The sequence below is a fragment of the Bradyrhizobium sp. 18BD genome, assembly GCF_054185225.1.
The window spans coordinates 23925-47586 of sequence record NZ_JAVAYL010000036.1 but is presented as its reverse complement, the minus strand read 5'-3'; the positions used below and the strand labels follow the sequence as shown (position 1 = coordinate 47586).

Annotated in this window: 27 protein-coding genes and 1 pseudogene; 14 read left to right on the top strand and 14 right to left on the bottom strand. The window is 63.6% G+C overall.

All coding sequences use genetic code 11. The features are described 5' to 3' along the window. Nucleotides 1-1159 (top strand): hypothetical protein (locus RAD16_RS39405; protein WP_458163304.1); only part of this gene is annotated, 1159 nt, incomplete at its 5' end. A gap of 145 nt (nucleotides 1160-1304) precedes the next feature. Here the strand turns inward: RAD16_RS39405 and RAD16_RS39400 are convergent. From RAD16_RS39400 to RAD16_RS39390, 3 genes are all read right to left on the bottom strand, one after another. Next, the gene (locus RAD16_RS39400; protein WP_458163302.1) at nucleotides 1305-1580 is read right to left on the bottom strand and encodes a hypothetical protein; all 276 of its coding nucleotides are present in this window, start codon (nucleotides 1578-1580) and stop codon (nucleotides 1305-1307) included. A 245-nt stretch (nucleotides 1581-1825) separates the two neighbouring features. Then, a complete protein-coding gene (locus RAD16_RS39395; protein ID WP_458163300.1) occupies nucleotides 1826-2056 on the bottom strand; it encodes a hypothetical protein in 231 nt (76 codons plus the stop codon). A 30-nt stretch (nucleotides 2057-2086) separates the two neighbouring features. Next, entirely contained in the window at nucleotides 2087-2329 is a 243-nt protein-coding gene (locus RAD16_RS39390) for a hypothetical protein (RefSeq protein ID WP_458163298.1), read from the bottom strand. A gap of 144 nt (nucleotides 2330-2473) precedes the next feature. Between RAD16_RS39390 and RAD16_RS39385 the strand changes: the two genes are divergently transcribed. Both RAD16_RS39385 and RAD16_RS39380 read left to right on the top strand, forming a co-directional pair. Continuing rightward, nucleotides 2474-2899: a DUF5413 family protein gene (locus RAD16_RS39385; protein WP_458163296.1), complete on the top strand. Its 426-nt coding sequence runs from the start codon at nucleotides 2474-2476 to the stop codon at nucleotides 2897-2899. Between the two features lie 61 nt (nucleotides 2900-2960). Further along, nucleotides 2961-3518 (top strand): DUF4112 domain-containing protein, encoded by a 558-nt coding sequence (locus RAD16_RS39380; protein WP_458163294.1) that lies wholly within the window; start codon nucleotides 2961-2963, stop codon nucleotides 3516-3518. Between the two features lie 218 nt (nucleotides 3519-3736). Here RAD16_RS39380 and RAD16_RS39375 read toward each other — a convergent pair whose 3' ends face one another. From RAD16_RS39375 to msrA, 4 genes are all read right to left on the bottom strand, one after another. Further along, nucleotides 3737-4030, bottom strand: a complete 294-nt coding sequence (locus RAD16_RS39375; protein ID WP_027532521.1) for a hypothetical protein — start codon at nucleotides 4028-4030, stop codon at nucleotides 3737-3739. A gap of 211 nt (nucleotides 4031-4241) precedes the next feature. Then, nucleotides 4242-4406, bottom strand: coding sequence for a DUF3309 family protein (locus tag RAD16_RS39370; protein ID WP_326902669.1), 165 nt, complete (start codon nucleotides 4404-4406; stop codon nucleotides 4242-4244). Between the two features lie 130 nt (nucleotides 4407-4536). Then, nucleotides 4537-4956 (bottom strand): peptide-methionine (R)-S-oxide reductase MsrB, encoded by a 420-nt coding sequence (gene msrB / locus RAD16_RS39365; protein WP_458163291.1) that lies wholly within the window; start codon nucleotides 4954-4956, stop codon nucleotides 4537-4539. A gap of 30 nt (nucleotides 4957-4986) precedes the next feature. Next, a complete protein-coding gene (gene msrA / locus RAD16_RS39360) occupies nucleotides 4987-5691 on the bottom strand; it encodes a peptide-methionine (S)-S-oxide reductase MsrA (protein ID WP_458163289.1) in 705 nt (234 codons plus the stop codon). 250 nt (nucleotides 5692-5941) lie between these two features. Here msrA and RAD16_RS39355 point away from each other — a divergent pair, with 250 nt between their 5' ends. Next, nucleotides 5942-7627, top strand: coding sequence for a caspase family protein (locus RAD16_RS39355; protein WP_458163287.1), 1686 nt, complete (start codon nucleotides 5942-5944; stop codon nucleotides 7625-7627). A gap of 198 nt (nucleotides 7628-7825) precedes the next feature. On the opposite strand, the gene RAD16_RS39350 is transcribed toward RAD16_RS39355, so the two are convergent. From RAD16_RS39350 to napE, 6 genes are all read right to left on the bottom strand, one after another. Further along, nucleotides 7826-8941: an ATP-dependent DNA helicase gene (locus RAD16_RS39350; RefSeq protein ID WP_028160993.1), complete on the bottom strand. Its 1116-nt coding sequence runs from the start codon at nucleotides 8939-8941 to the stop codon at nucleotides 7826-7828. A gap of 100 nt (nucleotides 8942-9041) precedes the next feature. Further along, nucleotides 9042-9683: a NapC/NirT family cytochrome c gene (locus tag RAD16_RS39345; protein WP_458163285.1), complete on the bottom strand. Its 642-nt coding sequence runs from the start codon at nucleotides 9681-9683 to the stop codon at nucleotides 9042-9044. Next, on the bottom strand, nucleotides 9680-10150 hold the full coding sequence (locus RAD16_RS39340) for a nitrate reductase cytochrome c-type subunit (protein WP_458163283.1): 471 nt from the start codon (nucleotides 10148-10150) through the stop codon (nucleotides 9680-9682). Before RAD16_RS39340 ends, RAD16_RS39345 begins: the two co-directional genes overlap by 4 nt. Then, nucleotides 10147-12660 carry a nitrate reductase catalytic subunit NapA gene (gene napA / locus RAD16_RS39335; protein WP_458163281.1) on the bottom strand — a complete coding sequence of 838 codons (2514 nt, stop codon included), beginning with the start codon at nucleotides 12658-12660 and terminating at the stop codon, nucleotides 10147-10149. The genes RAD16_RS39340 and napA overlap by 4 nt, the downstream gene beginning before the upstream one ends. A 16-nt stretch (nucleotides 12661-12676) precedes the next feature. After that, nucleotides 12677-12991, bottom strand: coding sequence for a chaperone NapD (locus tag RAD16_RS39330; RefSeq protein WP_458163279.1), 315 nt, complete (start codon nucleotides 12989-12991; stop codon nucleotides 12677-12679). A 26-nt stretch (nucleotides 12992-13017) separates the two neighbouring features. Continuing rightward, complete coding sequence (napE, locus tag RAD16_RS39325; RefSeq protein WP_326902677.1) at nucleotides 13018-13203, bottom strand: periplasmic nitrate reductase, NapE protein; 186 nt, start codon at nucleotides 13201-13203, stop codon at nucleotides 13018-13020. A gap of 229 nt (nucleotides 13204-13432) precedes the next feature. Between napE and RAD16_RS39320 the strand changes: the two genes are divergently transcribed. From RAD16_RS39320 to RAD16_RS39305, 4 genes are all read left to right on the top strand, one after another. Next, nucleotides 13433-14542 carry a helix-turn-helix domain-containing protein gene (locus RAD16_RS39320; protein WP_458163277.1) on the top strand — a complete coding sequence of 370 codons (1110 nt, stop codon included), beginning with the start codon at nucleotides 13433-13435 and terminating at the stop codon, nucleotides 14540-14542. Nucleotides 14543-14629: 87 nt separating this feature from the next. After that, nucleotides 14630-15859 (top strand): acyltransferase family protein, encoded by a 1230-nt coding sequence (locus RAD16_RS39315; protein WP_458163275.1) that lies wholly within the window; start codon nucleotides 14630-14632, stop codon nucleotides 15857-15859. 69 nt (nucleotides 15860-15928) lie between these two features. Next, entirely contained in the window at nucleotides 15929-17134 is a 1206-nt protein-coding gene (locus RAD16_RS39310; RefSeq protein ID WP_458163273.1) for an LLM class flavin-dependent oxidoreductase, read from the top strand. Between the two features lie 588 nt (nucleotides 17135-17722). Further along, nucleotides 17723-18505 carry a helix-turn-helix transcriptional regulator gene (locus RAD16_RS39305; protein WP_458163271.1) on the top strand — a complete coding sequence of 261 codons (783 nt, stop codon included), beginning with the start codon at nucleotides 17723-17725 and terminating at the stop codon, nucleotides 18503-18505. Between the two features lie 292 nt (nucleotides 18506-18797). On the opposite strand, the gene RAD16_RS39300 is transcribed toward RAD16_RS39305, so the two are convergent. Then, a complete protein-coding gene (locus RAD16_RS39300) occupies nucleotides 18798-20159 on the bottom strand; it encodes an outer membrane protein (protein ID WP_458163269.1) in 1362 nt (453 codons plus the stop codon). 135 nt (nucleotides 20160-20294) lie between these two features. Between RAD16_RS39300 and RAD16_RS39295 the strand changes: the two are divergent. The 6 genes and pseudogenes from RAD16_RS39295 to RAD16_RS39270 all read left to right on the top strand — a co-directional run. Continuing rightward, a pseudogene (locus RAD16_RS39295) lies at nucleotides 20295-20390 on the top strand (L,D-transpeptidase); the annotation flags it as partial. 188 nt (nucleotides 20391-20578) lie between these two features. After that, a complete protein-coding gene (locus tag RAD16_RS39290; RefSeq protein ID WP_458163267.1) occupies nucleotides 20579-20812 on the top strand; it encodes a DUF3551 domain-containing protein in 234 nt (77 codons plus the stop codon). 145 nt (nucleotides 20813-20957) lie between these two features. Continuing rightward, the gene (locus tag RAD16_RS39285) at nucleotides 20958-21395 is read left to right on the top strand and encodes a hypothetical protein (RefSeq protein ID WP_458163265.1); all 438 of its coding nucleotides are present in this window, start codon (nucleotides 20958-20960) and stop codon (nucleotides 21393-21395) included. A gap of 64 nt (nucleotides 21396-21459) precedes the next feature. Continuing rightward, nucleotides 21460-21987, top strand: a complete 528-nt coding sequence (locus tag RAD16_RS39280; RefSeq protein ID WP_458163306.1) for a hypothetical protein — start codon at nucleotides 21460-21462, stop codon at nucleotides 21985-21987. A gap of 180 nt (nucleotides 21988-22167) precedes the next feature. Beyond that, the gene (locus RAD16_RS39275; RefSeq protein WP_458163263.1) at nucleotides 22168-22455 is read left to right on the top strand and encodes a hypothetical protein; all 288 of its coding nucleotides are present in this window, start codon (nucleotides 22168-22170) and stop codon (nucleotides 22453-22455) included. A gap of 244 nt (nucleotides 22456-22699) precedes the next feature. Continuing rightward, entirely contained in the window at nucleotides 22700-23578 is an 879-nt protein-coding gene (locus RAD16_RS39270; RefSeq protein WP_458163261.1) for a L,D-transpeptidase, read from the top strand. Nucleotides 23579-23662 lie beyond the last annotated feature (84 nt).

The following is a 23662-nucleotide window of genomic DNA, read 5'->3' as shown; positions in this document are numbered from 1 at the left end:
CGATCGCGGCGGTCCGCGCCGTCCGCCGGATGTCGGCGCTCCCCCGGCCGTGCCGCCGCCGGCGCCGGGCGTCCGCGGCTTCCGCGACATCACGGCCGATGCCAACGATCTCGGCGGCGCCGCCGCGCAGGCCAACCGCGCCGCGCGCCGCACCTATGCCAACGTGCCGTCGCCCTCGCCGGAATTCGACCGGCTGGAGCCGAGCCTGGAAAACCGCGTCGGCGAGCAGGACGCGCCCTATTCCTACGACGAATCGATCGAGGAGGCCGAGCGCTACGCGCCGCGGCCGCCGTCGGGGCGCCCGCACATTCCCGTCCTCGACCGCGACGGCAAGAAGCCCAAGCGCCGCGGCTCCGCCTTCCCGTTCAAGAGCGCGATCGCCGTCGGCATCGTGCTGATCCTGGTCGGTGCCGGCATCCTCTGGGGCAAGCAGGCGATGCAGACCGTGAACGGCCTGTTCAAGTCCTCGCCGACCCAGGTGGCGGAGACGCCGAAGGATACGTCGCAGCCGCAGAGCAAGCCGAAGATTCCGGATCGCGTCGGCCAGCCCTCGGCGAGCGACCAGCCGGTCGCGCCGGTGGCGCAGAAGGTCGTGCTCTATGACGAGGATCCGTCCGATCCGAAGGGCAAGCAATATGTCGGCTCGGTGGTGTGGCGGCTCGAACCGATCAAGGCCTCGGGCAGCCAGAAGGCCGACGTCGCCGTGCGCGCCGACATCGAGATCCCCGACCGCAAGTTCAAGATGACGATGTCGTTCGTGCGCAACACCGACGCATCGCTGCCGGCGAGCCACACGGTCGAACTGAACTTCAACGTTCCCGCGGACTTCGCCGGCGGCGGCATCGCCAACGTGCCGGGCATCCTGATGAAGTCGAACGAGCAGGCGCGCGGCACGCCGCTGGCGGGCTACGCCGTGAAGGTCACGGATTCGAAGGTGACCGATCCGCTGAAGGGCCCGACCGGCATCACGGCCCTGTTCCTGGTCGGCCTGTCGAATGTCGATGCGGACCGCGCCCGCAACATCCAGCTCCTGAAGGAGCGGTCATGGTTCGACATGCCGATGGTCTACACCAACCAGCGCCGCGCCATCATCGCGATCGAGAAGGGCGCTCCCGGCGAGCGCGCCTTCAACGAAGCGTTCGCGCAGTGGGGCGACTGAGCTAAGCGAACTCCATCTTCGTCATTCCGGGGCGACGCATAGCGTCGAGCCCGGAATCTATCTCTCTACGTCATCCGCTGCGCGATGGATTCCGGGCTCGCGCTACGCGTCGCCCCGGAATGACATTTTTCAGTGAGCGCAATGCTTACTGCGCCGCGGCTTCCCGCTTGCGGGCTGCCGCCGCAGCTGCGTGCTCGCGGTCCATCACCGCGCGGCATCCGGGACTGACGTGCGACTTGTTCCGCACCATGCAGGCGGTGATCCTGGAGATATCAGGGATTTCACTCGAGCACAGCCGCATCGCATCGGCCGAGCACATCTGCTGCGCTTCGGACGAGAAGGCGAGGCCGGGCGATGTCTGGACGGCGATGGCGGTGGTGGAAAGGGCGAAGAGAGCTGCGATGGTCCGGTAGCGTGTCATGAAAATGCGTCCCCGAGTTCCGTGGGCTTGAGCCACTTGATTTTGGGGCGCCGCACGCGGCTTGATCTGCCGCATGTCACAGCCTTCACGCCGGGATCTCAATCCCGCATGTGGTCGCTCGATTACGTGATGTTCGAATCGAAAAGTGCTGCGCCGCCCGAGCGAAGTATGCGCCATTGTCGAGCGGCTGCAATGGTCATCGCGAAGGAATTCGCAATTGTTGCGCGCGAGTCACGTCGCGGCAATCAGATCGGCCGATCGGATGATGCGCTCGCTTGTTCCGCCTCACTCGCGCCGAGCGATGCGGCGTGTTCCTCCACCGCCGTGACGCCCTTCGCGGTGAGCTCGAACAGATCGCCGTCCTTCATCACGTAGCCGTCGGCGATCAATTGTCCCATCTTGCCTTGGCGGTCGTCGGCGAAGGCAACCGACTGGCTGATGTCCCGCAGGATCGAGAGTTGTTCGTCGCGCAACATGGCTTCACGCTCCGTTCGCGAGGGACGCCATCACATGCCGTGAGTCTGAAACACCTTGCTGCATGATCTCGACAGCTTGGCCCGGTTGGCCTGCAGGCAGCTCTGCACTGCGCCGTCATTGCCGAGGTCCTTGCGGCAGAGGCGCGACGCATCGCGCGAACAGGCGTTCTGCTCCTGCGGCGTGCCCATGTGGCCTTGTGCGAGAGCGGGTGCGCTCGACAGGCCGCTCAGGGCTGCCAGCGTGATCGTCGCCAGAAGAAATTTACGGGACATTGGCGGCTCCAATCCGACAGGGAGAATTTGAGGTTCTGTCTGAACTCGTCGCCTTGCCACTTGTTCCCCAGCCGGCAGGGCCCGTGCCCGGCTGTTCAAGGTTCCCGGGGCGCTGCTATAACGGGGCGAGTGTGAGGGTATCTGATGAAACGCTATCTGGTGTTTGCGCTGGTCGGTCCGTTCGTGGGCGGGTTCCTGCTGCTGCTGACGACGACCTACCAGTCCGGCTATTGGGCCCAGACCAGCCTCGGCGAGGTCGGCAAACTGTTCGTCGTGTTCTTCAAGACCCTGCAATACAGCTATCTGTTCGGCTTCCTGCCGTCGCTGATGATCGGCGCGGTCGACGACATCCTGATCCACATCCGCCGGATCGGTCCGGGCCTGCGCATGCTGCTGGTCGGCCTGTTCGCCTTCGTGCTGGCGTCGCTGACCTACAGCTCGCGCGGGCCGGATTCCGGCGCGGTGCAGTTCATCCTGTACGGCCTCGTCGGCTTCGTGCCGGCCGTGATTTCCTCCTGGCTCGTGCATAGATACATCGAGGAGCCGCACGCGGCACCGGCCTCGACCTGAGGGCGCGACGTTCGGGCGCGGCGCGGCAACTTCCGCCGCTTCGGAACGTTCTCCAGAGGCCATGACCATGTCCGACGACGATATCCTTGCTCCGCGCAAACCCCGTTCCGGGGGCCGCACGCACGCGACCTTCTCGGGCACCGAGGCGCGCGGGCCGATCATCGACCAGGACGGCCACGAGATCCGCCCGGAGACGCTGGAGCAGGGCTTTCGCGAGTTTCGCTTCGAGTTCGGCAAGGACGGTCAGTTCGCGGGCAATCCGTTCGGCAATCTGACGCGCGAGCAGCGCATTGCGCGGATCGAGGCGATCGCAAAGCTGCTCGACGTCGCCTTCATCCTGCCCGGCACCAACATCCGCTACGGCATCGACGGGCTGATCGGCCTGATCCCCGTCGTCGGCGACATCATCACCACGGCGATCTCGCTCTGGCTGGTGCGCGAGGCCCGCGCGCTCGGCGCGCCCTGGTACATCACCGCGCGCATGCTCGGCAATGTCGCGGTCGACGGCGTGGTCGGCATCGTCCCGTTCGCCGGCGATGCCTTCGACGTCATGTTCCGCGCCAATATGCGCAACGTGCGCCTGCTCCGCCGCTGGCTCGACAAGCAGCCTCGGATTTAAGAGCGGCGGCGAGGGCGCTCGCCGCGAGTCCATCCGGTCGACAATGCGCCGGATTTCTCGGCATCGTCATTGCGAGCGCAGCGAAGCAATCCAGCGTCCCTCCGCGGAAGGATTCTGGATTGCTTCGCTGCGCTCGGAGAGAGCTACCCCCAAACGCAAAAAGCGCGACAGCCTTTCGGCCGTCGCGCTTTCCACGCACATCGGAGTTTGGCGAAAACTTACGCCGCGTCGGCGTCGGTCTCGGCGACCGGTTCCGGCTTGCGGTGGCGCGGCAGCGGGAAGGCCTCGCTCTCATAGAGCGAGCGGATGCCGTTCTGGTCGAAACGAGCTTCCTCGACCTGAAGATAGGCGCCGTTCAGCGAATCCGTCGGCAACTGCTCCATCGCGAACTGCACGGCTTCGGCCGCGGTGCCGAACCGGCGATAGGTGAAGCCAGCACGCTTCTTCTTGCGGATCGCGGCGGGGAAGAGCTCGGCAGAAGTGTTGAAGTTGAACGGACGCAGTGGACGCATGGTCAAAGACCTCGTGATCTCTCTGGGGCTTTAAGCGCGTGGGGTTTGGGAGGGCGGAGGCCGCAATCAAGCGGGCCCGCCGCATGTCATTTTCGATCCCTAATATAGGCTGTTTTGACAGAAATGCGACCCCTGCGATGGGAGATGATGAATCCGCGCATGGCAGCCCCGCAGAGGCTATAAACCAAGTAATTTCAATGTCTTATATGGTTTACAATTTGCCAAGAAGCAGTAGGACGATCAGCACCACCAGCACGACGCCGCCGATCCCCATGCCGGAATGGCCCATGCCATAGCCGTAACCGCCGATCCGGCCGGACATGCCACCCAGCAGGTAGATGATCACCAGAATGATCAGGATGGTCCCGAGGGTCATGACATCCTCCCTGACGGCCGCCGGACTGCGCGCTTCGGCCGCACCGCCAGAGAAGAAAAGCACAACGGGCCGCCGGGTTCCATGAGGGAACCGGGCGCCCCGCAAGCTTATTTGGGCATTTTGCGCGAGGCTATTTCGGCTCGAGCTTCAGCGCGGCCGAATTGATGCAGTAGCGCAGGCCGGTCGGCCCGGGGCCGTCGGGGAAGACATGGCCGAGATGGCCGCTGCACTTGGAGCAGAGCACCTCGGTGCGGATCATGCCGTGGCTCGCATCGTGCTCCTCGTCGATATGGCTCTCGACGGCGGGCTGGGTGAAGCTCGGCCAGCCGCAGCCGGAATCAAACTTGGCGTCGGACTCGAACAGCACGTTGCCGCAGCCGGCGCAGACGTAAGTGCCGGCACGGTGGTCGTGCTCATACTCGCCCGTGAAGGGACGCTCGGTCGCCTTCTCGCGCAGCACCGCGTACTGCATCGGCGACAGCTCGCGCCGCCACTGCTCTTCGCTCTTGATGACCTTGTCGTCGGTGGATTTCATCTTGGTGTCGGGCATGGGTCTCCCGTTTCTTTTGCGATCTTCCGATCAGTTGGTGGCCTTGCCGGCATTCACCAGCGTCGGCTTCTCAATGTAGTTATCCGCGAACAGCTTTTTCAGGTTCTCGACCTTGGGAAGGTCGTTATAGGCGATGTAGGGCTGGTTCGGATGCAGCGTCAGGTAATCTTGGTGATAGGCCTCCGCCGGATAGAACGCCTCCAGCGCGCCGACCTTGGTCACGATCGGCTTGCCGAACACCTTGGCGCCGTTGAGCTGGGCGATATAGGCCTCCGCCACCTTCTTCTGATCGTCGGAGGTGGTGAAGATCGCCGAGCGATATTGCGTGCCGATGTCGGGGCCCTGGCGGTTGAGCTGGGTCGGGTCGTGCACCACCGAGAAGTAGATCTGGAGAATCTTGCCATAAGAGATCTTCTTCGGGTCGTACTTGATCTCAACTGATTCCGCATGGCCGGTCCGGCCGCTCGAGACGGTCTGGTAGTCCGCGGTCGCCTTGGTGCCGCCGGCATAGCCGGAGACCGCGTTGACGACGCCCGCGGTGTGCTGGAAGACGCCCTGCACGCCCCAGAAGCAGCCGCCGGCAACCACGGCAGTCTGGATGTTGCTCGCCGCCGGCGCGTCCATGGTCGGGGCGGGAATCACCACCGCGTCCTCGGCGGCCCGGGACGGCACGGCAAAGGCCAGCGTCAGGGCGGTGGTCGCGGCAAGCAGGGTCAGGAGGGCAGGACGGCGCATGGCGGGCCTCTTTCCGGAAGGTTGAAACACTCTAGGTCGGTTGGCGCCGGGCGAACAGACTGCCCGGCCGCATTTTCGGGTCACCTGAGATACGGGTGCTGCCGGCGTTTGTTACACCGGGACGGACACGAGACCGTGAAAAGCGTGGCGTGAGACAGCCGGCTTGGCGGAATGCGGAACTCCGCGCTAGATGAACCCGCGCGATCGACGATCGACTTAGACAAGTGGTGGTTGGAGCTGACCTGATAACATGCTGCGCGTCGTATCCCTGACCCTCGTCACTCTGATCTTCGGACTGGCGACCGCCGCGGCCGAGCCGCCAGCCGGCGACGATCTCGCCACCTGCCGCGACCGGCAGGCCGAGTTGCAGGCCCGCGTCACGGCCTGCGACAACCTGCTCAACGCCGACCGCCTCACCGGCAAGGACAAGGGGATCGCGCTCTCGGTGCGCGGCAGCACCCTGCTCAACAAGCGCGACTACGTCCACGCCATCGAGACCCTGTCCATGGCCGTCGACCTCGATCCGGACAACGTCGTGACGCTCAATCTCCGTGGCCTCGCCTATGAGCGCAAGGGCCAGGACGACCTCGCGATGGCGGACTACAACCTCGCGCTCCAGAAGCGGCCGACCTACGGCGTTCCCTACAACAACCGCGGCGTCATCCAGCTTCGCAGGGGGGCGCTGCAAAGCGCGCTCGACGATTTCAACCTGTCGATCAAGTATACGCCCAAATTCGTGCTGGGCTGGACCAATCGCGCCCGCGTGCGCACGCTGATGAAGAACTATGACGGGGCGCTCGCCGATTTCGCGGAGGCCGAGAAGATCGATCCGACCGCGCAGCAGATCGCGGGCAATCGCTGCATCACCTACGGCCTGATGGGCAAGTACGACCAGGCCTTTGCCGATTGCAACGGCCTGATCGAGAAGCAGCCGAAGAACGTCTACGCGATCAACAATCGCGCGGACGTCTTCATGCTGAAGGGCGATCTCGACGCCGCCCTGAAGGACTACAACACGGCCATTCAGCTCAATCCGAACAATGTCCGCGCCCATTCCGGCCGCGGCCAGATCTACGAGCGCAAGAAGGATCTCGCCCAGGCCCGCGCCGACTATCGCGCCGCGGCTTATTCGCTGACGAGGTTCGACGAGTTCGACGTCGCGCGCGCCCGCACGATTGCGCAGGAGCGGCTCGCAGCGCTGACGCCGCAGGAGCAGGCCGCGCCCACCGGACGCCGCGTCGCGCTCGTGGTCGGCAACGGCGCCTACAAGAACGTGCACGCCTTGCCCAATCCGCCACGCGACGCGAAATTGATCGCCGACGTCCTGCGCGATGTCGGCTTCCAGACCGTGATCTCGGTCAGCGATCTCACCCGCGACAAGTTCTTCGAAGCGCTCGCGACCTTCGCCGCCGAGGCGGAGAAGGCTGACTGGGCTGTGGTCTACTACGCCGGCCACGGCTTCGAGATCGGCGGTGTGAACTATCTCGTTCCCGTCGACGCCAAGCTCGCCGCCGACAAGGATGCCGAGGCCCAGGCGGTCGCGTTGGAGCAGGTCATCGCCGCCGTCGGTGCTGCGCGAAAGGTGCGGCTGGTGATGCTGGATGCGTGCCGCGACAATCCGTTCGCGCCGACCATGCAGCGGACGCTGTCGCTCAAGCTGGTGGACAAGGGCTTTTCCAACATCGAGCCCGGCGCCGGGTTCATGGTCGTCTACGCCGCCAAGCACGGCGAGACCGCGATGGACGGCGACGGCGGCGCCGACAGCCCGTTCGCCACCGCGCTCGCCCGCGAGATCAAGGTGCCGAAGGTCGAAATCCGGAAACTGTTCGACATCGTCCGCGACGACGTCTGGTCCGCGACCAAGCGCGAGCAGCAGCCGTTCACCTACGGCTCGCCGCCGGGACGCGAGGATTTTTATTTTGTCGCGGGGAAGTGAGGGGATCGTAGCCCGGATGAAGCGAAGCGAAATCCGGGAATCCCGACCGCGGAGCCAACCCCGGATTACGCTTCGCTCCATCCGGGCTACGACGGTGCTGTAGGGTGGGCAACGCGAAAGCGTGCCCACCATTTTTCGATGCGGAGAGAGATCGTGGGCACGGCTGCGCGCCTTTGCCCACCCTACGGCAGCGGCGTTCTAAACGACGATGCTCAGCCTTTTCGCTGCGCGCGTGATGCCCGTGTACAGCCACCTTGCCCGGCTGTCCTGAAACGCAAAACTCTCGTCGAACAGCACGACGTCGTCCCATTGCGAGCCCTGCGACTTGTGCACGGTCAGCACGTAGCCGTAGTCGAACTCATCATAGGGCTTGCGCTGCTCCCAGGCGATCTGCTCGACGCCGCCTTCGAAGCAATCGGCGCGCACCGAGACCTTCGTCACCTTGTGGCCGAAATCCTCGTCCGGCGACAGCCGCATCGAGAGGATGCGCGATTTCGAACGCGAGGTGTTGCGCGACTTCACGCGCCACAGGCCGCCGTTGAACAGGCCCTTCTTGCGGTTGTTGCGCAGACACACCAGCTTGTCACCGGCGACCGGAAAGACATCCTCGATGTTCTGGCGCTGGCGCACCCGCATGTTGTAGGCGCGTCGCGTGTTGTTGCGGCCGACCAGGACCTGGTCGGCGCCCATGACGCGGTCGGGATCGAGCTCTTTGCGTGACACCACCTCGCTCTCGCCGTAACGGCCGATGTCGAGCTCGCGGCCCTCGCGCACGTCCATCGACATCCGCACGATCGGATCGTCTTGGGCCTGGCGGTGCACCTCGGTCAGCATCGCGTCCGGCTCGGTGTTGGTGAAGAAGCCGCCGCCCTGGATCGGCGGAAGCTGCGCGGGATCGCCCAGCACCAGCAGCGGGCAGTCGAACGACATCAGGTCACGGCCGAGCTCGGCGTCGACCATCGAGCATTCGTCGATCACGATCAGCTTGGCCTTGGAGGCCGGCGCGTCGTCCCACAGCTCAAAACTCGGCTGCTCCTCGCCGGATTCGCGGGCGCGGTAGATCAGCGAGTGGATGGTGGAGGCCTCGTCGCAACCCTTGTTGCGCATGACGAGGGCCGCCTTGCCGGTGAAGGCGGCGAATTTCACCTCGCCGTCGACGCCCTCGGCGATGTGCCGCGCCAGCGTGGTCTTGCCGGTGCCGGCAAAGCCGAACAGGCGGAAGATCGGCGGCGTGCCGTTGCGTCCGGGTTTTGCCTTGAGCCAGTCGCCAACGGCTTTTAGCGCGGCGTCCTGATGCGGGGTGAAAGTGGCCATATCTGTCTTGAGAAAGGGCGAAACGAGGCGATTCGCCATCCCCCAAAACTAACCATTCGCCCCGCCGGTTCAAGCGGGGCGAATCCGGTCGCGAACGGCCCTACTGCCAGCCGGGAACGCCGCGCATGTCGGGCAGGTGGTGGGCGATGCCCTTGTGGCAGTCGATGCAGGTCTTTTCCTTGGTGAACAGGAAGCGCTGGTGCGCCACCGAGGCCCGCGGCGACTGCTTGGTGATGTCCATGGAATCGGCGCTGTGGCAGTTGCGGCATTCCAGGGAATCGTTGGCCTTGAAGCGCGCCCATTCATGCGCGGCGAGCTCGAGGCGATGATCCTGGAATTTCTCGCGGGTGTTGATCGTGCCGAAGATCTTGCCCCAGACCTCCTTTGAGGCCTGCATCTTGCGTGCGATCTTGTCGGTCCAGTTGTGCGGCACGTGGCAGTCCGGGCAGGTCGCGCGCACGCCGGAGCGGTTGGTGAAGTGGATGGTCGACTTCAGCTCGGCGAAGACGTTGTCCTTCATCTCGTGGCAGCCGGTGCAGAACTTCTCGGTGTTGGTCAGTTCCAGCGCGGTGTTGAAGCCGCCCCAGAAGATCACGCCGGCCATGAAGCCGGCCAGCACCAGCACGCCGAGCCCGAACACCGAGCTCGGCCGGATCAACACCTGCCAGAGCTCGAGCAAAAAGGCCCAGCTTCGCGCGATGAAGCCGCGCTTGGCTTTTGGCTCGTCAGCAGTCGTCGTCATCGGCGGCCACCGGGGCTGGAGCGCGACAGCAGCGTGTCGATGTCGGTGAAGTCGTTGCTGACGGGCGGATTGGCGGTGTTCTGCGGCACGTGACATTCCGTGCAGAAGAAGCGCCGCGGCGAGATCGAGGCCAGGAACTGGCCGTCGCGGTCCATGAAATGCGTGATCGAGACCATCGGCGCCTGCGATTCCGCGGTGCGCGCCCGCGCGTGGCAGGACAGGCACTTGTTACCGTTGAGATCGATTTGGTAGCCGTCGATCGTGTGCGGGATAACGGGCGGCTGCTCCGGATAGTTGCGCGATTCCCGCTCGGACGTGTTGCGGTTCGGCAGCATCGGCGGCGCCGGGCCTTCGTCGTTGAGCGGGGTCGCTCCGCGCAGGCCTGAATTGACGGTCTGCGCGGCGAGAGAGCTCGCGCCCGCGGCGATCACGACCGCGAGCAGGGCAATGCCAAAGCGTTTCATCATGACTGGGTCACCCGCTCGATGCGCACGGCACATTTCTTGTAGTCGGTCTGCAGCGAGATCGGATCGGTGGCGTCGAGCGTCACCTTGTTGATCATCTTGGATTCGTCGAACCACGGCACGAACACGAGGCCGCGCGGCGGCCGGTCGCGGCCGCGCGTCTCGACGCGGGCGCGGATGAAGCCGCGGCGCGAGACGACCTTCACCTCATCGCCGCGCCGGAGCTTGGCTTCCGACGCGTCGTCGGGATGCATGAAGCACACGGCCTCGGGGAACGCCTTGTAGAGTTCGGGCACGCGGCGCGTCATCGTGCCGGAATGCCAGTGCTCGAGCACGCGGCCGGTCGAGAGCCAGAACGGATATTCGTTGTCGGGCGATTCCGCCGCCGGCTCGTAGGGCAGGGCGAAGATGCGGGCCTTGCCGTCGGGGTAGCCGTAAAACTGCACGTCGGTGCCCTGCTTGACGTAGGGGTCGCTGCCTTCGCGGAAACGCCATTTCGTCTCCTGGCCGTTGACGACAGGCCAGCGCAGGCCGCGCTCGCGGTGATAGGCGTCGAACGGCGCGAGGTCGTGGCCATGGCCGCGCCCGAACGAGGCGTACTCTTCGAACAGGCCTTTCTGTACGTAAAAGCCGAACGCCTTGGATTCCTCGTTGGCATAGCCTTCCTCGATGTCCGTGGTTGGGAATTTGTCGACCTGGCCGTTCTTGTAGAGCACGTCGAACAGCGTCTTGCCGCGCACCTCCGGCTTCTTGGCGATCAGCTCCTCCGGCCACACGTCCTCGATCTTGAAGCGCTTGGAGAACTCCATCAGCTGCCAGAGATCGGACTTGGCTTCACCAGGCGCCTTGACGAGCTGGTGCCAGAACTGCGTGCGCCGCTCGGCATTGCCGTAGGCGCCTTCCTTCTCCACCCACATCGCGGTCGGCAGGATCAGATCGGCGGCGAGCGCCGTCACCGAGGGATAAGCATCCGAGACCACGATGAAATTGTCGGGGTTGCGGAAGCCCGGATAGGTCTCCTCGTTGGCGTTGGGACCGGCCTGGAGGTTGTTGTTGACCTGCACCCAATAGGCGTTGATCAGGCCGTCCTTCAGCATCCGGCTTTGCAGCACGGCGTGGGCGCCGTTCTTGTCGGGAATGGTGCCTTCGGGCAGCAGCCAGAGATGCTCGGCGTGATCGCGATGCGCCTTGTTGGTCACGACCATGTCGGCCGGCAGGCGGTGCGAGAACGTGCCGACCTCGCGCGCGGTGCCGCACGCCGAGGGCTGGCCGGTCAGCGAGAACGGGCTGTTGCCGGGCGAGGAGATCTTTCCGGTCAGAAGATGGATGTTGTAAACGAGGTTGTTGCACCAGACACCGCGGGTGTGCTGGTTGAAGCCCATGGTCCAGAACGAGACCACCTTGGTCTTGGGATCGGCATAGAGCTCGGCCAGCGCCTCGAGCCGGTTCAGCGGCACGCCGGACATCTCGGCCGCCTTCTCCAGCGTGTAGTCCGAGACGAACTTGACGTACTCGTCATAGCTCATGTCGGTGGAGTCGTTGGCCTTGGCTGCGCCCGTCGCCTTCTTCTGCAGCGGATGCTCGGGTCGCAGGCCGTAGCCGATGTCGGTCTGGCCGCGCCGGAAGATGGTATGGGCGGCAACGAAGTCCTTGTTGACCCTGTTGGTCTTGATGATGTGGTTGGCGATGGCGTTGAGGATGTAGAGGTCGGTCTGCGGCTTGAACACCATGCCGATGTCGGCAAGGTCGAACGAGCGGTGCTCGAAGGTCGAGAGCACGGCGACGCGGACATGCGGCGCGGACAGCCGGCGGTCGGCGAGGCGCGTCCACAGGATGGGGTGCATCTCCGCCATGTTGGAGCCCCACAGCACGAAGGCATCGGTGGCCTCGATGTCGTCATAGCAGCCGGCCGGCTCGTCGATGCCGAAGGTGCGCATCATGCCGGCGACGGCCGAGGCCATGCAGTGGCGTGCATTGGGGTCGATGTTGTTGGTGCGGAAGCCGGCCTTGAACAGCTTTGAGGCCGCATAACCTTCCCAGATCGTCCACTGGCCCGAGCCGAACATGGCGACGCCGTTGGGCCCGCGCTTCTTAAAGGCTTCCTTCCACTTCACTTCCATGATGTCGAAGGCTTCGTTCCAGCTAACAGGCGTGAAGTCGCCGTTCTTGTCGTACTTGCCGTTGGTCTTGCGCAGCATCGGCTGCGTCAGCCGGTCATGGCCGTACATGATCTTGGAGAGGAAGTAGCCCTTGACGCAGTTGAGGCCGCGATTGACCTCGGCCTTGATGTCGCCATGGGTGGCGACGACGCGGTTGTCCTTGGTCGCGACCATCACGGAGCAGCCGGTGCCGCAGAAGCGGCAGGCGGCCTTGTCCCATTTCAGTTCGCTGTTGTCGCGTTCGCTGACGAGGTTGGCGGCGAGCGCCGGAGCCGGCATGCCTGCTGCGGCGGCCGCAATCGCGGCGGCCTCGAGCTTGAGCATCTGGCGGCGGTCGAGCTTTGGCGATGTCATGATGGCTCTTCCTGACTCAGGCGGTTTCGATGGCGTGGAAGACCAGCGCTGCGGAATAGACGTCCGGCAGCGACTGGATGGTGTTGAGCATGGTGCCGAGGCTGCCGGCATCCGGCGCTTCGGTCACGACGACGAGTTTGCCGCGCGGGTCTCGTCCGTGAATCTCGCAGCCGGGAAGCACAGTGATCGCGGCTTCCAGCGCGTCGAGGCGCTCGGGGCGCGCCTGCACGACGATGCTGGCGATCTCGCAGCCGGGCGGAGAGATGACGCGCTCGGCGCTGAGCACCCGGCCGATGATCAATGCACGGCGGTTGAATGTGGTGTGGGCCATGATGGCTGTCTTTCGCTGTGAGAAGATCAATGCGGGGAAGAAGGGGGGCCGGGAGGGCCGGCGAACATCTGGTAGATCCAGACGCCGAGCCCGTAAGAGCCGACCGTTCCGACCGCGAGGACGGGCATCACGACCGCGGTCAGGAACAGGAACGCAAAAATCTCCATGCGCTTACGGCGCACGCGCGAAGTCGTGTCGTCAGGGGCCGACATATTCGGTCTCTCTGAAATGGTATGGGGAATCGGGACGGCATCCGGGCCGTTGCCTTGCTGCTCTTTAGATACGTTCGAGCCGCTAACGCGTTGATCTGGATCAATCGCTCAAGTTGCTATGGTCGAAGCCGCCACAACCCAAGGTTAAGTTTAGCAAGCGCAAGTTTAGATTGTGCACGCGCGAAGACGATGCGAGAGTTGAGTTCCCTGGTGGAGACGACAAGGTGTGATGGGGCTCACGGCCATCGATCTCGGGCTTCGCGGCGCAACGAGCGGCGTGTTCCTGTTGATCATTCTCGTGGCGCTTCAGCGCCGTGCCGCTCATCAGAACGCCTTTCTGGGCATCGCCATGTGCACCGGAGGCGTCTTCTACTCCATCGCGACTGCTCCGTTCTTTCCAAAATCGTCATGGTGGTGGGTGTTGCCGATCCTGTCCGCGCAGCCTGTCGTCTTCTGGCTGTGGGCGCGCGCGGCGTTCGACGACGATTTCGTGCTCAGGCGATGGCACGGCGCCCTGTGGCTGGGCATCGTGGCCTACGGCTTTGCGATCGCGCTGGGCTGGGCGTACTGGCCCGCTTTGGCCGTGGCCGGCGGCCGGGTCCTGGCGCTGGTCGCTCTGGCGCCGGCTCTCGCGGCCGCGGTCCAGACGGTCAAGACCTGGCGTGCCGATCTGGTCGCGCGGCGCCGCCGGCTGCGGCTGGCGATGCTGGCGATCAATGTCGGGCTGATTGCAGCCGTCGCCGGCGCCGGCTTCGCCGCAGTTCCCGTCGCGGTCCCCGGCGCGCCCGGCAGTCTCCCGACTGCGCTCGGCCTGTTCGTGGTGGCCATGCTCGCCGGACTGGGTGCTTTCGTGACGCAGCCGGCCGTGCCCGTCAACGACGCCACGGCGGCCATCGCATCCGGCGACGCGCGCGGGGCCGATCGTGCTCCCGCGGGCCGGGTCGCGGTTGACCCCATCCTGCTGCGGCGTCTCGACCATCTGATGACCGTGGAGCGAACCTACCGGCAGGAAGGTCTTGCGATCGGGGCGCTCGCGGCACGGCTCGACGTTCCCGAGCACCGGCTGCGCCAGGCCATCAATGAAGGGCTGGGCTATCGGAACTTCAATGCGTTCTTGAATCACTACCGCATCGAGGATGCCAGGCTGGCGCTGTCCGATGTGACACAACGGGAGGTCCCCGTGCTGACCATCGCCATGGATGCGGGCTTCCAGTCGATCGGACCTTTCAACCGGGCCTTCAAGGCCGAGACCGGCGTGACCCCGACCGAATTCCGGCGCGAGGCGCTGAGCCGGCCGGACATGGCTGAAATCAGCCGGCCGCGTCGAGAAATCGGCTAGCCGATTTTTGGATCGGGCGAGATGGCCGCGGCCCGATTGGGCAGATTGCGGGGCAGAAAGACCTGTCCAGCCAGCGCGAGCCCATCCATGTCCACTTCGCCCTCCGCCGTCCCTGCATCAGAACGACTCCACGCCCTCGATGCGCTCAGGGGAGCTGCCCTGCTGCTTGGCATCTTCCTGCACGCGGCAATGTCGTTCGTGCCTGCAACGCCCCGGTTCTGGTTTATCCAGGACGCCCATTCAAGCCTGCTCGTGGGCCCGCTGACTTTCACCATCCACGTCTTCCGGATGACGACCTTCTTCCTGATGGCGGGTTTCTTCGCCCGCATGAGCTTTCATCGCCGGGGCACGTGGGGTTTCGTCCGGGACAGGCTCCAGAGAATTGGGCTGCCGCTTGTGGTCGGTTGGCCGATCCTGTTCACGCCCATGAGCCTCATCGTGATCTGGGCGTCTCATTTTCCGAATGGCGGTTGGCCCCGCAGCTGGCCGCCGGTGCTGCCGAATTTCCCCCTGACCCACCTCTGGTTCATCTATGTGCTGCTGGAGCTCTATGTCGCCATGCTCTTGCTGCGCGGCGCCTTTGTCTGGCTCGATGCGTCAGGCACCTGGCGAGCTGTGATTGATCGCCTCTTCGCAGGGATCATGAGAAGTCCGCTGGCCCCCCTTGTTCTGGCGATCCCGATCGGCATCGCATTCTGTCTCGATCAACGCTGGATCAATGTGATGGGTGTGAGGACGCCGGATCAATCGCTCATCACCAACGCGCAGGCCTGGATCGGCTTCGGCACCGCCTTCGCCGTCGGCTGGCTGCTGCATCGGCAGGTCGATCTGCAGCGGCTCATCGAGCGGCGCTGGCTTCCGCACCTCCTGCTCGCGATCGCTCTGATCCTGATCAGCTTCGTGCTCTCGGGTGTGATGTTGTCTGCGCCGGGCGCGCCGAAATTGCCGGTCAGTTTCGCCGCGCTCAGGCTTGTCTCCGCCATCCTCTACGCACCGGCAATCTGGATTGCGACCTTCGCGGTCATGGGTCTCGCGCTCCGCTTCATGTCGGGCTTCAGCCCGACACGGCGCTATCTCGCCGACGCCTCCTACTGGCTCTATCTGATCCACATGCCGATCGTGATGACGTTACAGGTCGCGCTGTCGCAGCTCGACTGGCCCGGGCTGGTCAAGTTCGCGATCATTCTCGTCGTCGCCATTCCGCCGATGCTGGCGAGCTATCATCTCCTGGTGCGCTTCACTTTCATCGGTGCGGTCCTGAATGGCCGCCGCGCCGAAAAGCGCGTTCTCCCGCATGGCGGAATTGCGACTGCGTAGACAGCGCCGTCCCGCACATTAAGATGCCTGCAACAAGAATAAGCGGGCAAAAAACTTGGGAGAGGCGTCATGAAGTTCGGCATATTCTACGAGCTGCAACTGCCAAGGCCTTGGGTCGCCGGCGACGAGCTCAGGCTCTATCAGAACGCACTCTCGCAGATGGAGCTTGCAGACAAGCTCGGCTATGACCACGCCTGGGTCGTCGAGCACCACTTCCTCGAAGAATATTCGCACTCGCCTTCGCCGGAATCCTTCCTCGCCGCCGCCAGCCAGCGCACGAAAAACATCCGCCTCGGCCACGGCATCCTGCAGCTCACCACCAACCATCCGGCGCGCGTCGCCGAGCGTGTCGCGGTGCTCGACCTGCTCTCCAACGGCCGCTGCGAATTCGGCATGGGCGAGAGCGCCTCGATCACCGAGCTGACGCCGTTCGGCCGCGACATGGAGACCAAGAAGGAAGTGTTCGAAGAGGCCGTCGCCGCGATCTTCCCGATGTTCAAGGACGCAGGCTCCGAGCATCACGGCAAGTATTTCGACATCCCCCTGCGCAACGTCGTGCCCAAGCCGGTGCAGAAGCCGCATCCGCCGCTGTGGATGGCGTGCTCGCAACTGCCGACCATCGAGCGCGCCGGCCGTCACGGCTTTGGCGCGCTCGGCTTCCAGTTCGTCAGCGCCGATGCTGCGCATGCCTGGGTGCATGCCTACTACAACGCCATGACGAAACGACTGCATAAGCTCGCCGATTACGAGATCAATCCGAACATGGCGCTGGTCTCGTTCTTCATGTGCGCCAAGACGGATGAAGAGGCACGCGCGCGCGCCGACGGCGCCACCTTCTTCCAGTTCGCGCTGCGCTTCTACGGCGCCTCGCAGAACCGCCAGCGTCCCGCGCCCTACACCGTCAACATGTGGGACGAGTACAACAAGTGGAAGCGCAACAATCCCGAGGCGCAGGAGGCGGCGCTGCGCGGCGGCCTGATCGGCTCGCCCGAGACCATCGCTAAGAAGCTGAAGCGCTTCCAGTCGTCGCACATCGATCAGGTCATCCTGCTGAATCAAGCGGGCAAGAACAGCCACGAGCACATCTGCGAGTCGCTCGAGCTGTTCGGCCGCGAGGTGATGCCGGAGTTCCAGAACGATCCGGCGCAGGCCGCCTGGAAGAGGAGCGTGATGAGCGGCGAGATCAAGCTGGAAGAGATCGACACCGAAGCCTTCACGGACCGCTATGGCAAGCTCGCCATCAACGTCGCGCCGGCGAAGGCCGCGGCGGGATAAGCCGTTGGTTAAGTCGATTGTTTGCTCGAACAATCATATCGAGGACTGACGCGGTCGCCCCTAGCTCCTGCCGTACGCGTCTTGATCGTAGGACTGCAGGATCCGGACAAAATCAGCCATGCTAGATCGATCTCGGTTTTCGGCAATAGCTGCGATTTCAGTATTGGATGTGGACTGGCCCCCTTGCCAGAATCGCATCAGGAGTTCGGCGATGTTTCTCATGGCGTACTCTCTGCGGCCAAGCGTGGCAGTAGACACCAATTGAGCGGCCACGCGCCGCTCGGTCGAGAAAGGCCGGCGGGCACTACGCCGCCGTCCTTGCCCCGCAACTGCCGGCTCGCAAGACCGGTTCCGTTGCTTTTCACTCCGGATTTATTGGTAGCATCACGCACTCGGATGGCGCCATTGCGCACGGGTATGAAGGGGGCATACTTAGGTAGACTTGGGTTAGATAGGCTTGGATTAGGTAGGCTTGGACTGGTGAATCGGAATCAGTCGACCCAGCCGCCTCGTACGCTGGCCTCGCCGGCTTCCGGGAAAATCCCCTTGCTGCTAACCTCCGGCAAAAGGCGTCTGACGGAGGAAGCGATGCGGTCCCATGGGACAGGCTCAGGTTTGGCGGCGGGCGATGTCACGTCCGCGGTGCTCGCCATCGGCCGCCCGGACTTCCCAAACATCCTCATCGACACCCTGCGCCGGCAGGCCGGCGTCGGCCATTGCATGGTGTTTGCGCTGACGCGCGCGGGTGCGGCGCGCTGCCTGCTGGATGCCGGCAACATCCCGACCGGCGGCGATCTCGGCGCCGCCTATGCCGGCCAGTTCCACGAATCCGATCCCAACCGCGGTGCGCTGTTCGAAGCCGAGAGCAGCGCGCCGATCGTGCTGCCGTCGTTCGCGCCGCGCATGTATGGCGCGCGCTACCGGAAGATCTTCTTCCAGGAGTCCAACATCGTCGACAAATGCGCCACCGCGATCTGGACCGGCGACACCTGCTTCTACGTCAATTTCTACCGCATCACGTCCCAGGGCCGCTTCGACGATGCGCAGCGTGCGCGGCTTCAAGCGATCGCGCCCGCGATCGGCGCCAGCGTCGCACGTCATTTCCAGCAGGCCGCAACGCCCGACCAGAACCTCGGTACATTGTTCGCGACGCGCGCGCCGCTCTCGGCGCTGACGCCGCGGGAGCAGGAGGTCTGCCGCCGCATCCTCGAAGGCTTCAGCTCCGAGGCGATCTCGCAAGCCCTCGGCATCAGCCTGCACTCGACCCTGACCTACCGCAAGCGCGCCTATGAGCGGCTCGGCATCTCCTCGCAGAATGAATTGTTTTCGATCGTGCTGCGCCTGTTCGCGGGGCCTCACAGCCTGAACTAAGGGGCTCTTAGTCCGCGATCCGCTTCGGAGCAAGGCGGATACGCAGCCCGCCCGCCAGGATTGTCGTCTTCTGGAGCCCATAGCTGTCCTCTGTCTCCAGCGCCAAAGTGTTGGTTGTCGGCTGGTGCTTAAGGATTTCGCGGCGACAGTCCTTATGCCGACCGGGGCGAATACCGGAGCCGTTCGGGCGTCACCCTTAGGCCCCTTCGCCGATCTCTTACCTCTCGGGAAAGAGCAGAGATAATTGGGCTCGCAACTGCCAATTTGGTGCGCCGGTTGGACGAACGACATTCTAGTAGCCGGCAATATTTGCACTCACCGGCTGGTCGCCGAGCTTGAAGATTCGACCAAAGCCGCCGCCGATCGGGACGGTCCATTGCTGGCCCGGCGCTGCCAGCCAGTCCGCGGTGATAACTGGTGAGCTTGTCAGGTACCAGCCGTGCGCCATGTTGTAGTTGACAAACGGCTGCGCGAGAAACTCGTTCACGGGCGGCCGCAACGGATTGCCGCCAACTGACCACTGATTGTTGACCAGCACGCCGATCACCCAATGTCCGGGCGTTACGAGGGCAACCGCGGTCGGGCCGAACAGCACCTTACCGGTTCCGAGAATCGGATCGGTCGCGGACGGGACCGTAAAGACGGGACCGACGCCCCAGATCAGAGTGCCTGGATGGGTCGGCGTGAAGAAGAACTGTTGGGTAATGTCGCCAATTCCATTCGTGTTGTTGTTGAAAAACGGACTGGGTTGACTGATCACGGGCATGATGGTGCGCGAGATCACGTTCCAGTCCGCGTTGATGCGCAGCGGTATGACAGGCTGAATGTTGAGCACTTCCTGGGTGCGGTTGAACGGCCCGGCGTTGAAATTCGTATTGCTCTGGAACGGAACGCTGACGAGATCGGCGATAGGGTTCTGCGATTTTTGGGCGAGGTCTTCATCTTCGGCAGGTTCGACAGAATGCGCGACTTTTGTCGGCGCGACCTTGTCGGGAAGGCCGCTCTCAAATTTGTAGTTTGCACCGAACTTGACCATTTGAAGGTCACGGTTCAACTGGATTGACGGGACGGTAGGCGACGTCCAGTGTCCCAGCCCAATGTAGTCGTATTCGAGTTTGAGCGTCCAATTCGGTTTGAATCCGTACTCGACACCCACGCCAGCCAGCCAGCCGGGGCTGGTGTTGGACCCCTGCCAGGTGACGCCGGGGAAGTTCAGCAAGGCATTGCTGTGCACCCAGCCGCCGCCAAGCTTGGCGTATAGGAGCCACTTATCCTCCACCAGGCCGACGCGGCCTGCAATCGTTCCAATCCAGTTCTGCCTGACGGTGCCGAGCGTAGGTGTCGGAAGCGCGGGATGACCAAACGTCGCCCCATCGAAATCACCTTCGACGCCAAGCAAAAGATGATCGGCCTGGAAATTATAGCCAGCCTGAATGCCACCGATGAATTCGGTGATGCCGCCATACACATTGTTGCCTGGAATGTTCAGGCTGCCGCTGGTCCACGCGCCACCGAGATTTACGCCAAGATAAAATCCTGACCAATTGTAGGCCGGTGAGGGAATCGGCGGAGCCTTCAGCGGCATATCCGCGGCACGCGCGGTGACACTCACACAGATTGCAAGAAGTGCGGCGCTTCCAAGGAACGGCTTCATGACGCCCCCCAAAACAGGGTAACGATAACTGCCAGTTCTTCCCGTAGCCCCATTCGACTACAAGGCCTTGCTTTCCCCTGTCTCTCACGGGCCACACTCTCGAGAAATACGATTTGCCGTTGGGCGACTCACATCTTCCTTTATTTCGTCCTGAACGACACGCAAGCGATGCGCTACGGCATCGGCGTCGGCCGCGAAGGGGTCACGTGGTCCGGCGAACAGACTGTGGCTGTTCCCGAGATCGGCACCAAAATTCCGCGCGACGCAGGATATCGGGAAATTCACCGCGAACTCTCAGGGTATGATCGGATCATCATTCGGAACGCTGAAGTTTATAGTCGAGCTTGGTCCCAGTGCCTTTCCAACCCAACTGGAGCACAGGTGAGCACTCACCCAGCGCGTCGTACAGGAGGACTCAGATGGGCCGTATTGTGTTTGCTGCGGTCTCCGCCATCCTGATCCTGATCACGGTCGGATCACTCTCGCCCGCGTTCGCAGATCGCTACTGCCTGCAAGGCCGTCGCTGGGGCTTTCCCGGCAACTGCCAGTTCTCGACTCTCCAGCAGTGCAGGGTGGCTGCCTCCGGCACCCATGCGTCCTGCGGGCTCAATCCGCGCTATGCATTCGGACGCTCGCGGCAGGGCAGACAGTAATTGAGCGCTGCGGGCGCACCGGGCGAGGCTTCGCGTGGGTTCGGCTCCTGGCCTGTGATGGACTCGCGTCAGTTTCGGCTGAGGTACTTCTCCTGACCAAGCTCGCGGAGGCCACGGGGCTGAAATCGTGAAGGGAGCCACGGCCATGAAGCGATTATCTCTGCTGATTGCAGCTTTGGCCGGAGCTGCCATCACTCCAGCCCATACCGCCAAGCCGCCCCAAGTCGACGACATCATCACGTTGCAGTTCCAAACGCTCGCCTGCTTCGACCTGGAGAACACCAAGGAGCTGGAACGCACGCGCGCCAGGGATGGCCTCTCGGCGGCGCTGCATTTTGTCGACCGCCATCCCCTGCCGGACAACCCCGCCGCGGGAACCGGCATGTTCACCAACATCTGCAGCCGCCTCGGACCAGGCGGCACGATGTACCGGGTCAAGAAGGTCTACGACTGGACGAGCGGCGGACTGACCCTGTTTTGCATTGATCCGGCGACAAAATGGGATCTCGGCCCGCCAGGCGAGCAGAAGGAACCGACCGCTGAGGTGGCCGATCATTGTTGGTGGGTGCGGCTTGGTGATTGAGAAAATCGTCGACCTGGACGAGTCCGTCTGCCTGAACTTCAAGGACTCAAACGGAGGGATGAGAATGTCGGTCCCCTGCAAGTTCGAACGCAGCCTGCTCAGCCACGAAGAATATGAGACGATCCGCCTCACGCACCATCCCGCCATCTATGACGTCGAAATCGCTGAGCTTGAGGACATGCGACCCCGCCTGCGCAAGATGCGCGATAAGGAGCGAACGTTCGGCCGACAAAGGCAGCGAGAGGGGCGTGGAAAGGCCGAGGCTCGCGGAGCCAGCTTTCCCGGAACCGCCGAGCATGCATCAGAACGCAAGCAAGTCTTCGCCGCGGCGCTGAAGCGGTTGAACAACGAGCTGAGGCGTCTCCACAACCTGGCAGCTCGGACCGCGCATGTGGAGGCGGCTCGAAAGGCTCTCGCGCTGCATCGCGCCGCGAACTTCACGACTTATCCGCCAGCCGGAGCGACCGCAGGGGAAGGAATGGTGCCGAAGGCAAGCACACGCCGAAGAAAGATCATTGCAGGCGCAAAGATCGGACGAGTGTCGCAGGCGACGAAAGTCGCGCAGGCGGTGCGCGACGCGCGAGGTGGATGAGCCTAAAGCATGATCCGTTGAACCCTTGATGTGTATCAAGCCTGCTCTACTGGACGCTGTCGCAAAATTGCGAACGGATAGCAGTTACGGCTTCATTGCGAGACGCCGGGGGCACGTCACGTGATCGGGCGGCTTTCCCCCGAATCTCGTTCCCCATCGCCATTTATTGAGGAGATCGACATGGAGCAGATTCTGATCAATCTCATTGCAGGCGCCGTCGGCGGCTATGGCGTTGGCAAATCGTCCCCCACATTTGATCTGGGCACGGCTGGAAACATTATCTCAGGTCTGGTCGGAGGCGGGCTCCTCGGGCAGATCGCGACCCTGTTGTTGCCTTCTGTCCTGGCAGCGGCACAATCAGGAAATTTCAGTGTGAGCGGTATTATCTCTCAGGCGGTCGCGGGTGGCGCAGGCGGCGCTATACTGACCGCGATCGTCGGCGCCATAAAGAACAAGGCGGCAGCCTGACTTTGGGCGCAACAACTGTTCCAGATGGCGCCTGCTTCGCAGGTTGACGCTGCTTCGCGACCGCGATGGGAAGTGCGTTGTTCCCGCCGCTACCTCAATACAAGCAGTACTTCCATTTCTGAAATTGCCGACCAAGAATTCGGCGTTAACCATCACCGACGGTTCCTGCCCGGGCGGCATCGCTTCGAAGTTTCTTAAATTTTGCTGGGTTACCTCTTCAGGCATAGTGACCTGGGGAAAGAGTATGGGTAAGCGGGCCAAGCGTGGAAAGGCGGAGACGTTCGCACTGCCAATGGCCGCGCGCGTTGCAATTGGCGTCGTGGCCGTCGCCGCAGCGGGGTACGGTTTGCTGTATCACCCGGCGAGCGAGCAACCGACACGGAAGCCGTCCCCACCCCAGGCCCAGGCATCGTCATCGCCGGTTTACGTGGCACCTCCAGTTCGTGCAGCAGCGGCAGCGCCGGCTCTTGCCCCTGTTCCGGTTCCGATCCCGGCCCCGGCGCCTCTGGTCGAACCACCAAAAGCCGCTGACGGTCCCGGGGCACTTGTCCGGCAGGTGGTTGACTACGCCAGCCACCAGCCGCCGGGCACCGTGATCATCGATACCAAGAACACATTCCTCTATTTCGTCCTGAACGACACGCAGGCGATGCGCTACGGCATCGGTGTCGGCCGCGAAGGTTTCACATGGTCCGGCGAACAGACCGTGGCTCGCAAGACGGAATGGCCGGACTGGCGTCCGCCCGCAGAGATGGTTGTGCGTCAGCCTTATCTGCCGCGCTTCATGGCAGGCGGCCCCACCAATCCGCTCGGCGCCCGGGCGATGTACCTGGGCGAGACCGAATATCGAATTCACGGCACCAACAAGCCCGATACGATCGGGAAGCGGGTGTCGTCCGGCTGTATCCGGCTGACCAATGAGGACGTCACGGACCTCTACGACCGGGTGAAGGTCGGTGCGAAGGTGATCGTGCTTCCGGGAGCCGTTGCCCGCCGTCCGTCTCAGGGCGCGCCGTCCGACTCTGCTTCCCGATCGCCGGACCCGGCATCGCCGATGAGCCGGCCCCTGGCAGCCAACGCGCAGATGCCGTCATCCGGACCGAGGATCGCCGAGGCTCAATAACCCGGGTGCTCCGTCCGTCCCTATCGCTAGGGACAGACGCCGTCAGCGGAGTTCGCTAGTCTGGCCTGAAGCACAATAGCATCA

Excerpts from the sequence above, each read along its gene's own strand:
- RAD16_RS39400 (WP_458163302.1), bottom strand. The coding sequence starts at position 1,580 with ATGACACGCTACCGGACCATCGCAGCTCTCTTCGCCCTTTCCACCACC.
- RAD16_RS39395 (WP_458163300.1), bottom strand. The coding sequence starts at position 2,056 with ATGTTGCGCGACGAACAACTCTCGATCCTGCGGGACATCAGCCAGTCG.
- RAD16_RS39390 (WP_458163298.1), bottom strand. The coding sequence starts at position 2,329 with ATGTCCCGTAAATTTCTTCTGGCGACGATCACGCTGGCAGCCCTGAGC.
- RAD16_RS39385 (WP_458163296.1), top strand. The coding sequence starts at position 2,474 with ATGAAACGCTATCTGGTGTTTGCGCTGGTCGGTCCGTTCGTGGGCGGG.
- RAD16_RS39380 (WP_458163294.1), top strand. The coding sequence starts at position 2,961 with ATGACCATGTCCGACGACGATATCCTTGCTCCGCGCAAACCCCGTTCC.
- RAD16_RS39375 (WP_027532521.1), bottom strand. The coding sequence starts at position 4,030 with ATGCGTCCACTGCGTCCGTTCAACTTCAACACTTCTGCCGAGCTCTTC.
- RAD16_RS39370 (WP_326902669.1), bottom strand. The coding sequence starts at position 4,406 with ATGACCCTCGGGACCATCCTGATCATTCTGGTGATCATCTACCTGCTG.
- msrB (WP_458163291.1), bottom strand. The coding sequence starts at position 4,956 with ATGCCCGACACCAAGATGAAATCCACCGACGACAAGGTCATCAAGAGC.
- msrA (WP_458163289.1), bottom strand. The coding sequence starts at position 5,691 with ATGCGCCGTCCTGCCCTCCTGACCCTGCTTGCCGCGACCACCGCCCTG.
- RAD16_RS39355 (WP_458163287.1), top strand. The coding sequence starts at position 5,942 with ATGCTGCGCGTCGTATCCCTGACCCTCGTCACTCTGATCTTCGGACTG.
- RAD16_RS39350 (WP_028160993.1), bottom strand. The coding sequence starts at position 8,941 with ATGGCCACTTTCACCCCGCATCAGGACGCCGCGCTAAAAGCCGTTGGC.
- RAD16_RS39345 (WP_458163285.1), bottom strand. The coding sequence starts at position 9,683 with ATGACGACGACTGCTGACGAGCCAAAAGCCAAGCGCGGCTTCATCGCG.
- RAD16_RS39340 (WP_458163283.1), bottom strand. The coding sequence starts at position 10,150 with ATGATGAAACGCTTTGGCATTGCCCTGCTCGCGGTCGTGATCGCCGCG.
- napA (WP_458163281.1), bottom strand. The coding sequence starts at position 12,660 with ATGACATCGCCAAAGCTCGACCGCCGCCAGATGCTCAAGCTCGAGGCC.
- RAD16_RS39330 (WP_458163279.1), bottom strand. The coding sequence starts at position 12,991 with ATGGCCCACACCACATTCAACCGCCGTGCATTGATCATCGGCCGGGTG.
- napE (WP_326902677.1), bottom strand. The coding sequence starts at position 13,203 with ATGTCGGCCCCTGACGACACGACTTCGCGCGTGCGCCGTAAGCGCATG.
- RAD16_RS39320 (WP_458163277.1), top strand. The coding sequence starts at position 13,433 with ATGGGGCTCACGGCCATCGATCTCGGGCTTCGCGGCGCAACGAGCGGC.
- RAD16_RS39315 (WP_458163275.1), top strand. The coding sequence starts at position 14,630 with ATGTCCACTTCGCCCTCCGCCGTCCCTGCATCAGAACGACTCCACGCC.
- RAD16_RS39310 (WP_458163273.1), top strand. The coding sequence starts at position 15,929 with ATGAAGTTCGGCATATTCTACGAGCTGCAACTGCCAAGGCCTTGGGTC.
- RAD16_RS39305 (WP_458163271.1), top strand. The coding sequence starts at position 17,723 with ATGCGGTCCCATGGGACAGGCTCAGGTTTGGCGGCGGGCGATGTCACG.
- RAD16_RS39300 (WP_458163269.1), bottom strand. The coding sequence starts at position 20,159 with ATGAAGCCGTTCCTTGGAAGCGCCGCACTTCTTGCAATCTGTGTGAGT.
- RAD16_RS39290 (WP_458163267.1), top strand. The coding sequence starts at position 20,579 with ATGGGCCGTATTGTGTTTGCTGCGGTCTCCGCCATCCTGATCCTGATC.
- RAD16_RS39285 (WP_458163265.1), top strand. The coding sequence starts at position 20,958 with ATGAAGCGATTATCTCTGCTGATTGCAGCTTTGGCCGGAGCTGCCATC.
- RAD16_RS39280 (WP_458163306.1), top strand. The coding sequence starts at position 21,460 with ATGTCGGTCCCCTGCAAGTTCGAACGCAGCCTGCTCAGCCACGAAGAA.
- RAD16_RS39275 (WP_458163263.1), top strand. The coding sequence starts at position 22,168 with ATGGAGCAGATTCTGATCAATCTCATTGCAGGCGCCGTCGGCGGCTAT.
- RAD16_RS39270 (WP_458163261.1), top strand. The coding sequence starts at position 22,700 with ATGGGTAAGCGGGCCAAGCGTGGAAAGGCGGAGACGTTCGCACTGCCA.